General features: G+C 49.6%; 9 protein-coding genes. 4 read left to right on the plus strand and 5 right to left on the minus strand.

Translation table 11 applies throughout. The annotated features are described in order from the left end of the window. The first annotated feature begins 404 nt into the window (after positions 1–404). On the plus strand, positions 405–1,961 hold the full coding sequence (locus tag AB8599_RS03295; RefSeq protein ID WP_407332388.1) for an AbgT family transporter: 1,557 nt from the start codon (positions 405–407) through the stop codon (positions 1,959–1,961). A gap of 76 nt (positions 1,962–2,037) precedes the next feature. Here AB8599_RS03295 and fghA read toward each other — a convergent pair whose 3' ends face one another. Together fghA and AB8599_RS03305 are read right to left on the minus strand one after the other, a co-directional pair. Then, entirely contained in the window at positions 2,038–2,883 is an 846-nt protein-coding gene (gene fghA / locus AB8599_RS03300) for an S-formylglutathione hydrolase (protein WP_407332389.1), read from the minus strand. A gap of 59 nt (positions 2,884–2,942) precedes the next feature. Then, positions 2,943–4,073: an S-(hydroxymethyl)glutathione dehydrogenase/class III alcohol dehydrogenase gene (locus tag AB8599_RS03305; RefSeq protein WP_407332390.1), complete on the minus strand. Its 1,131-nt coding sequence runs from the start codon at positions 4,071–4,073 to the stop codon at positions 2,943–2,945. Positions 4,074–4,254: 181 nt separating this feature from the next. Here AB8599_RS03305 and AB8599_RS03310 point away from each other — a divergent pair, with 181 nt between their 5' ends. Then, positions 4,255–5,154 (plus strand): LysR family transcriptional regulator, encoded by a 900-nt coding sequence (locus AB8599_RS03310; RefSeq protein WP_407332391.1) that lies wholly within the window; start codon positions 4,255–4,257, stop codon positions 5,152–5,154. A gap of 6 nt (positions 5,155–5,160) precedes the next feature. Here the strand turns inward: AB8599_RS03310 and AB8599_RS03315 are convergent, their stop codons facing one another. Beyond that, a complete protein-coding gene (locus AB8599_RS03315) occupies positions 5,161–7,995 on the minus strand; it encodes a hypothetical protein (RefSeq protein WP_407332392.1) in 2,835 nt (944 codons plus the stop codon). A gap of 309 nt (positions 7,996–8,304) precedes the next feature. On the opposite strand from AB8599_RS03315, the gene tadA reads away from it, so the two are divergent. Next, positions 8,305–8,835: a tRNA adenosine(34) deaminase TadA gene (tadA, locus tag AB8599_RS03320; protein ID WP_407332393.1), complete on the plus strand. Its 531-nt coding sequence runs from the start codon at positions 8,305–8,307 to the stop codon at positions 8,833–8,835. Positions 8,836–8,861: 26 nt separating this feature from the next. Here tadA and AB8599_RS03325 read toward each other — a convergent pair whose 3' ends face one another. Together AB8599_RS03325 and mltF are read right to left on the minus strand one after the other, a co-directional pair. Then, positions 8,862–9,023: a hypothetical protein gene (locus tag AB8599_RS03325; RefSeq protein ID WP_407332394.1), complete on the minus strand. Its 162-nt coding sequence runs from the start codon at positions 9,021–9,023 to the stop codon at positions 8,862–8,864. Between the two features lie 109 nt (positions 9,024–9,132). After that, the gene (mltF, locus tag AB8599_RS03330) at positions 9,133–10,662 is read right to left on the minus strand and encodes a membrane-bound lytic murein transglycosylase MltF (protein WP_407332395.1); all 1,530 of its coding nucleotides are present in this window, start codon (positions 10,660–10,662) and stop codon (positions 9,133–9,135) included. 322 nt (positions 10,663–10,984) lie between these two features. On the opposite strand from mltF, the gene purL reads away from it, so the two are divergent. Next, a complete protein-coding gene (gene purL / locus AB8599_RS03335; protein ID WP_407332396.1) occupies positions 10,985–14,893 on the plus strand; it encodes a phosphoribosylformylglycinamidine synthase in 3,909 nt (1,302 codons plus the stop codon).

Below are 14,893 nucleotides of genomic sequence, written 5' to 3' on the forward strand. Positions count from 1 at the left end.
GCGATAAACGGTTCGTCGTTTTTTACAATATGCCTAACTTCAAGCCCTGCTTTTTAGCGGGGCTTTTTCTTGCCCGTTGTTCTGTAAAGCACACATCATTGATTTGGTTAAATGCCGACTTGTTAATTTATTGAGCTACAAAATGGCAACATAAACAAAACATAAAGCCATTGATTTCTTTTTTATTGGTTTTTTGTATATAAGCGGTATGTTCTGGATTGTCACCTAATTATCACACTATTGACTAATTGAATGATAACGGGCGAGCTTTGATCGTGACCATTTAAACCATGCTAGTTATTAATGCTTTTTTATCTTATAAATTGGAATTTTACTCTAAAAGAGGCATCTGCTAAGTTCTTGGCGCAAACGAAACATAAAACTCAGCGATAAGGTGGTACGACATGAGTCAAGCTTCACAAGGAGCATCGCAACCGCGTGGTGCAATTGCGTTTATTGAGCGCATAGGTAAGAAAATCCCCGATCCCGTCATCATTTTTATGTTCCTTCTTGTGGCCGCTTTGGCCATTACGGGTCTCATCGGTGGTATGGAATTTCAAACAACCGGTGCCGACGGCTCTCCGGTTGAACACACAGTAAAAAGCATGCTGGCCGCAGAAAATGTGCGTTGGATGTTTGATAACGCTATCTTGAAAAACTGGTTGTCGTTCGGCCACGGTGTCCTAGGCGTTATTCTGGTGGTGATGCTGGGTGTTGGTATTGCCGAGAATTCAGGCCTGCTTAGTGCGGTGATTAAACGTGTTGGCCTGAAGCTGAATGAAAAATGGCTGCCAATGCTACTGGTTTTCCTCGGTATCATGAGTTCGATTGCCACCGATGCAGGTTATCTGGTACTGATCCCGCTAGCGGGTATGCTTTACGCGGGCGTGGGTAAAAACCCACTGATCGGTATGGCTGCAGCATTTGCTGGTGTATCGGCCGGCTTTAGTGCGAACTTGATCCCTGCCACGCCAGTGGATGTCATCATCGGCTTAAATGCACGTGTTTTTGCTGAATCTCAGAATGTGCCATTCGAAACGGCGGCGGGTGAAGCGTTAAACCCAGCCACCATGCACTACTTCTTTATTGTCGCTTCAACGTTCTTGCTTGCTTTCCTTGGTGCATGGGTCACTAAACGCTTTGTTGCACCGCGTCTGGAAAAGATGGATTACGTGCTACCAGAAGATCTGGACCAAAGTGATTTCAGCGTGAGTGAAATCGAGCAAAAAGGCTTGCGTATGGCTGGTCTGGGACTGATTGCGTCACTGGCAGCGATTGTCGCATTGGCAATGGGCCCATTGGCGCCGTACACCAATGAAGCGGGTCGAACGGTTACACCGTACATGAACAATGTAATCTTGTTGATTGCGATGGTGTTTGCGGTAACAGGCATTTGCTTCGGTTACACCACTGGTAAATTCAAATCGCTTCAAGATGTGGTGAATGCCATGGTGAAGCAGATGAACACCTTTGGCTACGTGCTGGTACTGACCTTCTTCAGCCATAACTTCTTGGCGGTATTGAGCTACTCAGGTCTGGGTGTGTATATCACTTACCTTGGCGCAACAGGTTTGATGTCAATGGGGCTGGAGCAATTCCCTGTTCTATTGATTATTGGCTTTGTGATTACGACTGCGCTGATCAACTTGTTTGTGGGTGGTTTGACATCGAAGTGGATGCTACTTGGCCCGATCTTCATTCCAATGCTGTATCAAGTGAACCCAAACATGACGCCGGATCTGGTCTCTGCGGCTTACCGTGTAGCCGACTCTTCGACCAACATCATTACACCAATGATGACCTATGCCGGTGTGATCTTGGCCTTCATGCGTAAGTACAAACCTGACCTGACGTTTGGTGATGTGATTGCAATGATGGTGCCATACTCGGCAGCGTTCCTGACGGTGTGGACTACCATGTTGATTGTGTTCTTTAGCTTCAACATTCCACTGGGCTTCTAACGCTTCCTTTGCATTGCCTCGTCAGAGAAAGAAAAACCGGCCTCGGCCGGTTTTTTTGTTTTCAAATGCGAGATATTCAGCCTTTGAGGTGCTGAGCGTGAAAACGAAGATGGTCATCGATGAAACTGGCAATAAAGTAATAGCTGTGGTCATAACCTTCTTGCATGCGAAGTTCGAGGGGGTAACCCGCTTCTTCAGCCGCGAGCAGTAAATTGCCCGGCTTGAGTTGATCGTGTAAGAACTGATCACCATCACCTTGGTCAATCAGCATCGGTAAATGCTTATCGGCTTTTTTGATCAAAGCGCAGGCATCGTATTCCAGCCATGTTGCCTGATCGTCGCCTAGGTAATTGGTGAACGCTTTCTGTCCCCAAGGCACTGTGGAAGGATTAACAATAGGGCTGAATGCAGATACGGAACGGTACGCATCGCTATTTTTCAGTGCAATCGTTAGCGCGCCATGTCCACCCATGCTGTGGCCTGAAATGGCTTTTACATCGCTGACAGGGAAGTGGCCTTCAATCACGGCAGGCAGTTCTTTCACCACGTAATCGTACATGTAGTAGTAACGGTTCCATGGGGCTTCGGTGGCGTTCAAATAAAACCCTGCACCCACGCCGAAATCATATGCGCCGTCGGGATCATCAGGGATATTGTCACCACGCGGGCTGGTATCGGGCGCGACGATGGCGATGCCAAGTTCAGCGGCTAATTTGTGCGCGCCAGCTTTTTGCATGAAGTTTTCATCAGTACACGTTAAGCCTGACAGCCAATAGAGCACCGGCACTTTGTTTGACTCAGAGGCCTGCGGCGGCAAATAGATAGCGAATCGCATGTTGCAGTGCACGGTACGAGAGGTATGCGTATACTGCTTGTGCCAACCGCCACAGCTACGATTGCTGCTGGTATTTTCAAGACTCATATTGGGCTCCAGTTTGGGCGCACTGCGAGTACGCCCGCGTTGTTGTCACTGTGGAAAGGCTACTTGTCGAAGTGAATGACAGAGCGGATGCTCTTGCCTTCATGCATGAGATCAAATGCTTCGTTGATTTTATCCAGCCCCATGGTGTGGGTGATAAAGTCATCCAGCTTGAATTCTCCCGCCATGTAGCGCTCGACTATTTGTGGTAATTCTGAACGGCCTTTCACCCCACCGAAAGCGGTACCGCGCCAAACACGACCAGTGACAAGCTGGAACGGACGGGTTGAAATTTCTTGGCCCGCGCCTGCCACGCCGATGATCACTGATTCGCCCCAACCTTTGTGGCAGCACTCTAATGCTGAGCGCATTACATTGACGTTACCAATACACTCGAAAGAGTAATCCACGCCGCCGTCAGTCAGTTCAACAATCACTTCTTGGATTGGTTTGTCGTATTTGCTTGGATTGATACAATCGGTCGCGCCAAGTTTCTTCGCCAGTTCGAACTTACTTTCATTGATATCGATGCCCAAAATGCGGCTCGCACCTGCCATGGCTGCACCAATGATCGCTGACAAGCCAATGCCACCAAGACCAAATACCGCCACGGTATCGCCTTTTTGCACTTTGGCTGTGTTGAGTACCGCGCCCATGCCAGTTGTAACACCACAACCGAGCAAGCAGACTTCTTCTAATGGCGCCGTTGGGTTCACTTTTGCCAATGAAATTTCTGGCAATACTGTGTATTCAGAAAACGTAGAACAACCCATGTAGTGGTAGATAGGCTTGCCATCTTTGTAAAAACGCGTGGTGCCGTCTGGCATTAAGCCCTTGCCCTGCGTTTCGCGGATTTTCTGGCACAGGTTGGTTTTGCCAGATTTACAGAATTTACACTCGCCACACTCTGGAGTGTAAAGCGGGATCACATGATCCCCGACCTGAACGCTGGTGACACCTTCACCCACTTGTTCGACGATGCCGCCACCTTCATGGCCTAGAATCGCAGGGAAAATACCTTCAGGATCATCGCCTGACAGAGTGAATGCGTCTGTGTGGCATACGCCAGTCGCAACGATGCGTACCAAGACCTCACCGGCTTTAGGTAGCATGACATCCACTTCTTCGATGCTGAGCGGTTTACCCGCCTCCCAAGCAACTGCTGCGCGAGATTTAATAAATTGTTCCGCCATTGACTCTGTCCTCTATGGGTGTGATCAGTCCTTCTCGACTAACCGTAGGTGATATTTGAAGCGAACATGTGTCCGCTTCTGTGACAACCCTATTTTCACTTTCATTATGTATGTAGTTTAATTGTTCCGTAGATATTGATAATCCATAATCCTAGCAATTAACTTTTACTGGTGTGTAACAATGGCGAGTTGGCAGGGTGTTTCGGAGTTTCTGGCCGTGGTGGAAACCGCCAGTTTTACCAAGGCGGCAAAACGGCTGGGTATTTCGACGGCGCACGTCAGTCGACAAGTTGCACTGCTGGAGGAAAGGCTAAATACGCGTTTGTTTTATCGAACCACTCGCCGCGTGTCGACGACCGAAGAAGGTGACGTCTATTATCAGCACTGTCGCATGGTAGCTGACGCATTAAAAGAAGCGGAAAGTGCGGTGACACAATTGCAAGAGACCCCGAACGGTCACATTAAGCTGACAGCACCCGTCACATATGGGGAAAAAGTGGTGATGCCGCTTCTCCTCAACTTTATGGCAATGTACCCCGACATTCAGATAGACGTTGACCTTACTAACACGCCGCTTGATCTGATTGATTCTGGCTGTGATTTTGCGTTGCGGTTGGGACGGCTAGCCGATTCCTCTATGGTGTGCAAACGGCTTGCGACGCGTAAATTGATTGTGTGTGGCGCACCGAGCTTTCTGTCAAAATTTGGAACACCGCATACGCTGTCAGAACTTCCTCAGTTTAACTGTTTGCTCGGTCAGCATGATTATTGGCGTTTTCGTGAAAATGGAAAAGAGCGCACCGTTCGCGTGAAAGGCAGCCTGCGATGTAACAGCGGCGTGGGTTTGGTCGATGCCGCAACACGAGGCTTAGGGCTGGTGCAATTGCCGGACTATTACCTCAATGATGCGCTGGCATCCGGTGAACTCGTGCGGGTACTCAATGCCTACCAAGACATGGAAGAAGGCATTTGGGCGCTGTTTCCTCATCGTCGTCTACAGCCACTTCGGGTCAAGCTGCTGGTGGAGTTTTTGGCTGAACACCTGATAAAAATAGGGCCGCCAAATGGCGACCCTGTTTAGTATCAATTAATGAACTGAGCCACAACTTTCGTGGCTGTGCACGTCATCAGCAACATCGAATGAGAAACTTCTCGATGTTGGCGCAACCCAACTTTTGCTGTATGTCAGCGGCGACCAGCCACTGCTGAACACCCAGCGATTGCCATTCGACCAGTAAACGTTCGGCAGTTGAGCACATTGTCCCCCCGCATTAACAAAGCCGGTTCCATAGAAACCGCCACGGTTTACCTGACACAAAGGCTGACCATTTTGGTGCATCACAGCCTCGCCACTTAGCGCAGGGTTGTGAATGGACAGCCAATCAAAGGCATTCAGCGCGGATTGAAGTGGCACGCTTGAACCATCTGCGCGGCGGTAAGAAATGTCTTTACCCGCGTCACAGCGCGTATCGTCGCCATCTTGAGTCACATAACCGACGTACTGCTCGCCATCTTCAAACGTGAAGCGGCACAGGTACGGGGTTTCGCTACCCATTGAATACTTCGCCACGTGGGCGCGTTCCAAAAAGTCGAGTTTCTCAAGCGCACTGATGTTCATATCAGGGCCGTTTTGTACCCAGCCTTGAGGCATGTCTGATTGCATCATGAAGTAGTTTTCGACAGGGTACATGTGGCTAGCTGCGCGGTGCTTACGCTTGCCTGCGTCGACTGCCACATGGTGATAGGCTGCATTTTCAGGTTTATAGAACCCGTTAATGTTGTCATCCATGTAAGGCAAATCGCCTTTACGAATATGATAGTTTGCCAGCTGAGTCATCAGCAGCTGCCAGCCATTGCCACCTTGTGCAAAGCTGGTGTGGTGACCGTAACCCGATCCGCGGCCATCAAAACCATGGCCAAACTCGTGGGCAATGATCCCCCAACTGCCGTAATAGTGGGTGTAGAACATCCAGGTGTCGACACCTGTAATGCCAGTGCCGCCCAAACCGCCGCCGATTGAGGTGATGCCCGCATTGACGTTTGGTCGTACCATCAGCGTATCGTAGTAGTACTGGTAATCTTCTGCGGTGAAGTAGCCGTTTGGTCCATCGACCTTACCGGCAGAGCCGTTCATGTTGTGGCCGAAAATGCTTTCGAAATTGAACCACAAATGCTTGAACTCATCTTGAGAGACCATGTAAGCCAGGTTTGTCAGGATGATCAGCCATTCACGCGCGTAAAGACCATTCATCTCACGCCACTTAGCGTCAATGTTCGGCGCAAAGCGAATGTCCCACGTCGGTTTCATGGCTGCCAGTTTTTGCGCGAAGGTATCGGATTGAGAATTGAAACGATAATCGAACAGGGTCTCGTAAGGCTGCGTACTGGTGAACACAGGTTCCAGATCCACAGAGCCACTGTTATCAGCAGTGTTAAATTGACCTGGGCCGAATGCTGATAGCGGCAAGGTGATTTGCGCATAGGCAGGAATGCGGTCAAGCGTGGCGAGAACCACCCAGTGGTCCGTGCCCTCTAGCTTCACTTCCAGGGTCAAGTCGCTAAGCTCGATTGCGGCGTAGTTGGTGATTTGAATCGTATCTCTATCGATGAACGCTGTTTTGACCGGAGAGTTCACTTTTACTGAACGCAAGGCGCGGTCGGTCAGAATATGGTGCGGCTCATCATTGGTCAGAATTTCAGTGATGGAGAAAGGTGCGAGTTCATCAAAGGTCAGTTGCGTGGTGTCAACCTGCTCATTGGGTGTAAACGTCACAGTATTGGTACGCAGCAAATCAAAACGCACTTCGTTAGGCGTTGCTGTGATGAGCTCGTTATCACCAAAATGCAGATCTTTCAGGTTGCCAATGGCTGTGTTGTTAAGCTTTGAGATCACGCGAGTCGGTTGGGTAAACGCGAACCCGTTGGCGATGACATCGTCGATGTTATGCCATTCCACACGACCATTCTGGTTGACGATGAGCTGATCGCCATCTTTGTCGATTTTCAGTATTTTTGACGCAATACGCTGGTCTGCGACAAGTGGAGTGCCTGAAGCGGCCGCTTCTTCTAACTTACGCAAGTCATAAACGTAGAAATTGCGGTTTTCTGTTGCCACCAACAGGAAATCGCCCAACTGGTGCATCTGTACTTTACGGTTGGAGTACTTGCCTTCAAATTGTAGGTAGGCGAAATGCGGCGTGCGATAGTGGTTGTCCGGCGTAACATCGTGTTGGCGGTATACCTTGATGGTACTCGACGCATCTGACACAAACACGTAATCAGCATTTGTCATCACAGATTGAGGGTGCATCAGAGAATGTGTGCCTGAGTATTTGCCTGTTCCCAGACTCATCAGATGTTGGTGTGCATTATCCAGATCAAAAATATCGACACGGTTTGACGAAAGAGAGGCAACGTAAAGGAGATTGTTGTCAATATACAGTTCATTAATGCGGTTATAGGATGAGGTGCTCGAACCATGCGGGATGCCATCAATTTGTCCCAATACCGCACCGGTGCGCGCGTCGAGGATCAGCACGATGCCAGGCGCTGTATCGTGTGTTACGTACAGACGATCCTGATAGCGTTCAACCGCTGAGATAGCCAGATTGGAGATGCCGATAGCGTCACCCGTGATGGTCAGATCGCGCTCAAAATACTGAATATCAGTGGATACGATGTCGCCAGTAGGCGGCGTGGTCCCACTGGTGTCTTCTGACACCCATACCCAAGGTGAATCCCAGCTGTTTTGCGTAATACCCGCTGGCGATTGGCCCTGATCGGCCCACCATTGGGTTTCGTAAATATGGCCGTTGAAAGAGACCTGCTCGCCAGCGGTGTAGTTTTTCATTGGGTTATACAGTTCTGCCGCTGATAGCGATCCCGACAGCAAAAGGGAAAGTGCTAACAATCTTAATTTCATGGTTAAAACCTGCTTATTATTCTCATTATTGAGAGGTGGATTTTGAGGTTAAAACCGTTAAAAACAAATGACATAAATGTTTATTGATAGAGTTGTGAGAGCTTGCTTCAATAATTTTCCTCGCGAATTAACGAGGTTTTTACTCTGAATGATCAACGGGTTTATTTGTGATCTGTGTGTTAAATTTAGATTGCTTGAAAAAGTGCCTAAACGATACGTCGTGGACGTTTTGTCTCTGTGTCGCTGCCCAACTCTGGGTATTTGGGTTTATACTCTCCGCCTTCGATGCCGCTTGTATTAAGTATGGGTATGATTCCAGTGACACAGAGTGATTTAGACCAACAATTTATGCGCCGTGCTATGGCACTGGCTGCCAAAGCAGAAGCCGAAGGGGAAGTACCAGTCGGCGCCCTTGTCGTGCTTAACGGTGAAGTGATTGGCGAAGGTTGGAATCGACTCATTGGTCAACATGATGCCACAGCACATGCAGAAATGATGGCGCTTCGTCAGGCCGGTAAAGTGCGACAAAACTACCGACTGCTAGATGCTGTGCTGTATGTGACGCTGGAGCCTTGTCCTATGTGTGCGAGTGCCATGGTGCATAGTCGCGTAGGTAAGGTTGTTTACGGTGCGCCAGACTACAAAACAGGCGCGGCTGGTAGTGTGATGAATTTGCTGAGCTATGAAGGGGTAAACCACCATGTCGCTTATCAAGGCGGTGTGTTGGAAGAGGAATGCCGAGCTCAGTTGCAGGCATTTTTCCGTCGTCGTCGCGCCGAGAAAAAAGCTGAAAGAGAAGCACGCAAGTACATTCAGGACTCAGCTAAAGATCCAGAGTGAAGCAATTTTTTGCCGAACATGATGGACTAGAAGTTTTCGTCCATCATGGCAAATTCTCGAATAGCGAAGGTGCGTTGACGCCAAAGCACTTTTTTCAAGTTTACGCTGCGCATGCGTTTACGGCGGTTGGACGCTGAGCTTGAATTACGCGCAAAAGTAGACTGCGTTTTTCGTTTACTAGCCAACATAGTTTCCGTTCCTATTTAAACAAAAACGCAGCCAGTGCTGCGTTTTTGTTGCCTCTGACACGTAAGTTATAACCTGCCATTGTGAACACTCTATGACAAGGGCGATCCCCTATTTGTCATCTGCTTCTTGGCCTGAATTTTCTTCTGAGACAGGTTCAAGGACTTCAGTTGGTGTGAATTCCTCCACTTCATCCGGCGCTTCTTCAACATTGATCGTCTGCAAGCCATCAAGATTGTCTGCGAGATCGGCATCAATCGCGAGTGCCTCTTCCTGCTCATAACCCACAATACTTTGATAATAACGACGAATATTCTCTACGTAGCTTAACGCTTCGTAGCCGCGAGCATATCCATAGCGTGTTTGTTGATGATATTGACGTTTGGCGAGTAGTGGTAAACGTTGCTTCACATCGGCCCAGGAATCAGGGTTGCCACCTTGAGATTTTGTCAGGCGACGGGCATCCATCATGTGACCAAAGCCAATATTATAAGAGGCAAGGGCAAACCAAATTTTCTCATTTTCGTTCACACTGTCTGGAACGCGTTGCAGCATTTTGTGTAGATACTCTGCGCCACCCCGAATGCTCTGTTCCGGATCGAGTCTGTTTTTTACACCCACGGATTTTGCGGTGGGTAAGGTCAACATCATCATGCCGCGAACCCCTGTTGGTGATACGGCTCGGGGGTTCCAATGCGATTCTTGATAGGAAAGCGCCGCCAATAAACGCCAATCAAATTGGTCTGCGTATTTTTTAAATAGCGGTTCCCATTTAGGCAATTTGCTGTCGATGGCACGCAGGAAAGCACGGGTATCGACGTAATCAAAGCTGTCGACATGACCGAAGTATTTTTCTTCTAGTGCTGCCAGTTCACCGCTTTGTGTCTTCTTGCCGAAAAATTCAATCATCAACGCATACACGCTGTCGTCTTGTGTCTTCTTCATAAACCAAGCAACGGGTTCGTCTTCGGTCAGCTCCAGTGCCACTGTGATATCAGGGTTAATGCGCTGAATTAAGGCAATATCGACGGAGTCCGCAATGGTGAAGTCGAGCTGACCATCTGCAACCTGCTTTAACAACTCATCATCATCTGTGTCTTTTACGCTTTCCCAAATCATCTCAGGATATTCGCGCTGAACCGCTTGCAAAGTGAGTGCATGGCTTGAATCTTCCACCACGGCAACGCGTGCTCCGTCTTTATTGAGCTCTGACAAGTTACGCGGACGCCAGTGGCCTTTTTTGTAAACCAATTGCTGGCTGACATAATAATATGCAGGGCCAGGGCGAAAATGGTCGAGGCGATCTTTGGTGATGGTCAAGCCAGCCGCAATGATGTCTACGTCGCCACGCTCGAGCGCAGGGAATAGCCCCGAGAGGGTATAAGCGGGTTGCATTTCCAATTGCACACCAAGGCTTTGCGCGAATTGCGAGGCAAGTTCTAAGTCAAGGCCAGTTGGGCCATCGGGGCCGATGTAATAGGACAGTTGGTTGTTCAGTGTGCCTACGCGAAGTACGCCACGGTCACGAATTTTTTCTAATTCAGTTCTGTCATCGTATTTCCATTCACAGCCGGAAAGAAACAGCACTAACAGGGTGCCAACAAGTAGTTGATAGATTCGTTTTACAGCATTCGCGTTCAAAAAGTTATGCTCACTCTTTATTGATTCCCGACTGTTATATCAAAGCTGGCATCCCGCATAAAGTGAAGCAGGATGGGTACCTAAGTTTAGACGCACAATAGTGACAGTTATCGTTGGCGAAAAAAAGTTGCGCAAACGGTTGCGTCAAGTGTTACGTCGCCCACATTTTTCCCCTATAATAGCGCCCCGAACACAAGTGGATGCGCCAGAAGCAACAACAGAAGTGGTATCGACGTAACTCTCCCATCGATTTTACAACATCAAAGTCATGGAGTTAGGTCAATGTCACTTTAATTCACCGCTAACCGAGAGACGTACGCACATGGAAATTTTGCGTGGTTCCCCCGCTCTGTCCGAATTCCGAGTCAATAAACTTCTAGAAAACTGCCAGGCGAATGATTTGCCTGTGACGGGTCTCTATGCAGAGTATATTCATTTTGCCGATGTCAGCACTGCTTTGAGTGCCGATGAGAAGCAAAAGCTGGATCGCCTGCTCACCTACGGGCCAACTATCGCTGAGCACGCGCCTGCGGGCACGCTTATTCTTGTTACCCCTCGCCCTGGTACCATTTCTCCTTGGTCTTCCAAAGCAACAGACATTGCACACAACTGTGGTTTGCATGCGATTAAGCGCTTAGAGCGTGGCACGGCTTACTATGTTGACATGGCCTCTGAGCTGACAGCGGATCAACACAAAGTGCTGGCTGGTTTGCTGCACGATCGCATGATGGAAGTGGTGTTTGCGGATATGGAAGCCGCGTCTGCGCTGTTTTCTGCTGCAACACCTGCGCCAATGAAAGCGGTTGATATCCTTTCTACGGGACGTGAAGCACTGGAAGTGGCCAACGTCGAGTTGGGCCTTGCGCTGGCTGACGATGAAATCGATTATTTGGTGGAAAGCTTTATCAAGTTGGGTCGTAACCCTAACGACATCGAACTGATGATGTTTGCTCAGGCAAACTCAGAGCACTGCCGTCATAAAATATTCAATGCGGATTGGACGATTGATGGTGTTGAGCAGGACAAGAGCCTGTTCAAAATGATCAAGAATACCTATGAGCATAACAGCGACTATGTGTTGTCTGCTTACAAAGACAACGCTGCGGTGATGGAAGGTTCAAACGTTGGACGTTTCTTCCCTAATCCTGAATCACGCCAATATGATTACCATCAGGAAGCCACACACATTCTGATGAAGGTGGAAACACACAACCACCCAACCGCGATTTCTCCTTGGCCGGGCGCAGCAACAGGTTCGGGTGGTGAAATCCGCGATGAAGGCGCAACCGGTATCGGTGGTAAGCCCAAAGCGGGTCTGGTTGGTTTCACTGTGTCTAACTTACGTATCCCAGGTTTTGAACAACCGTGGGAAACGGATTTCGGCAAGCCTAGCCGTATCGTAAATGCACTGGACATCATGCTGGAAGGCCCTTTGGGTGGCGCGGCATTCAATAATGAGTTTGGTCGTCCTAACCTATTGGGTTATTTCCGTACCTACGAAGAAAAAGTCACGTCGCACAACGGTGAAGAAGTGCGTGGTTACCACAAGCCAATCATGATTGCGGGCGGCATGGGTAACATTCGCGACGGGCATGTGCAGAAAAAAGAGATCCCTGTTGGTGCGAAACTTATCGTACTTGGCGGCCCTGCCATGAACATTGGTTTGGGCGGCGGTGCGGCGTCTTCAATGGCGTCTGGTCAGTCAGCGGAAGATTTGGACTTTGCTTCGGTACAGCGTGAAAACCCAGAAATGGAACGTCGCTGTCAGGAAGTGATCGACCGCTGCTGGCAGTTGGGCGACGACAACCCAATTGCATTTATTCATGATGTGGGCGCAGGCGGTATTTCGAATGCGTTGCCTGAACTGGTTGATGACGGCGAGCGCGGTGGTAAATTCCAACTGCGCAATGTACCGAACGATGAGCCGGGCATGAGCCCGCTGGAAATTTGGTGTAATGAATCTCAAGAACGTTATGTTATGGCGGTTGCGCCAGAAAACATGGACGTATTCGATGCGATTTGTCAGCGTGAGCGCGCACCTTACGCTGTGGTGGGTGAAGCGACTGAAGCGCGTCATTTGACCCTTGAAGATGAGCATTTCGACAATACGCCAATCGACATGCCGCTCGACGTGTTGCTTGGCAAACCACCGAAAATGCACCGTGATGTGCAAACACAAAAAGTGGAAGGTAAAGCCATTGATCGTGATGGCATCTCTGTAGAAGAGGCATCACAGCGCGTACTGCGTTTGCCTTCAGTGGCAGAAAAAACCTTCTTGATCACCATTGGTGACCGTACGGTCACGGGTTTGGTGGCGCGAGACCAAATGGTGGGCCCATGGCAGGTGCCTGTGGCGAACTGTGCCGTTACGGCCGCGAGCTATGACACTTATCACGGCGAAGCGATGTCGATGGGTGAGCGCACACCAGTCGCTTTGCTTGATTTCGCTGCATCAGCACGTTTGGCGGTCGCGGAAGCGCTAACCAATATTGCGTGTGCAGATATTGGCGATTTGAAGCGCATTAACTTGTCTGCAAACTGGATGGCTGCAGCTGGTCACCCGGGTGAAGATGCGGGTCTGTATGAAGCCGTTAAAGCGATTGGTGAAGAATTGTGTCCTGCGCTTGATTTGACAATTCCTGTGGGCAAAGACTCTATGTCGATGAAAACCCGCTGGGAGCAAGATGGCGAGCAAAAAGAAAACACCTCACCGTTGTCATTGATTATTACCGCTTTTGGCCGTGTGAACGATGTGCGTAAAACCGTGACGCCGCAGCTTCGCACGGATAAAGGCGAAAGTGCACTGGTGCTGGTTGACCTTGGTCAAGGTCAAAACCGCCTTGGTGCAACAGCACTGGCGCAAGTCTACAAGCAATTGGGTGACAAGCCTGCAGATGTTGACAGCCCGGAGTTGCTAAAAGGTTTCTTCCTTGCCATGCAATCGTTGGTGCGAGACGAGAAACTGCTGGCCTACCACGATCGTGGTGACGGTGGCTTGTATGTCACCTTGGCGGAAATGGCGTTTGCGGGTCACACTGGCGTGGAAGTGGACATCAATACCTTGTCTGCCGATGGCGAATGTAATGACGATCTGGCGGCACTGTTTAACGAAGAGTTGGGTGCCGTTGTTCAGGTTCGCACTGAAGATTTGGATGCAGTTCAATCGACCTTGGCTGCGCACGGCTTAGAAGCGTGTACCCATGTTATTGGTACGCTGAGCGATGAAGATACGGTGCGCATTTGGAATGGTGATGATTTGGTGCTGGAGCAAAACCGCACTGAACTTCGCGCGATTTGGGCGGAAACCACCCACCAGATGCAAGCCATGCGTGACAACCCTACGTGTGCACAACAAGAATTTGATGCCAAGAAAGACGTGACCGATCCTGGTTTGTCTGCCGCACTGACGTTTGATGTGAAAGAAGACATTGCCGCGCCGTTTATTGCGACAGGCGCGCGTCCTCAAATGGCGATTTTACGTGAGCAAGGCGTTAACTCTCATGTTGAAATGGCCGCCGCGTTTGATCGAGCAGGCTTCGATGCCAAAGACGTTCACATGAGCGACATTCTGGGCGGCAAAGTATCTCTTGATGGCTTTAATGGTCTGGTTGCCTGTGGCGGCTTCTCATACGGTGACGTACTGGGCGCAGGCGAAGGTTGGGCGAAATCCATTTTGTTCAACGATGACGCCCGTGATCAGTTCGCTCGCTTCTTCCAGCGTGGAGATTCTTTCTCGCTGGGCGTGTGTAATGGCTGTCAGATGCTATCAAACTTGCAGGAGTTGATCCCTGGTGCCGATTTGTGGCCACGCTTCGTGCGCAATGAATCTGAGCGCTTTGAGGCGCGATTCAGCCTGGTAGAAGTGCAAGAAAACCCATCTCTGTTCCTTGGTGGCATGGCAGGCTCTCGTATGCCGATTGCTGTTTCGCATGGAGAAGGTCGTGTGGAAGTGCGTGATGCCCAGCATCTTGCTGCGATTGAGCAATCTGGCACCGTTGCACTGCGTTATTTAGATAACTTCGGTAGCGTGACTGAAAACTATCCGTCAAACCCGAATGGTTCGCCAAATGGTATTACAGGTTTAACCACCACAGACGGTCGCGTGACGATCATGATGCCGCACCCTGAGCGTGTGTTCCGCACGGTCGCGAACTCATGGCACCCAGATGGCTGGGGCGAAGATAGCCCGTGGATGCGTATGTTCCGCAACGCACGTGTAAAACTGGGTTAA

The organism is Enterovibrio litoreus (assembly GCF_045679545.1).
In the GTDB taxonomy this organism is placed as follows: Bacteria; Pseudomonadota; Gammaproteobacteria; order Enterobacterales; family Vibrionaceae; genus Enterovibrio.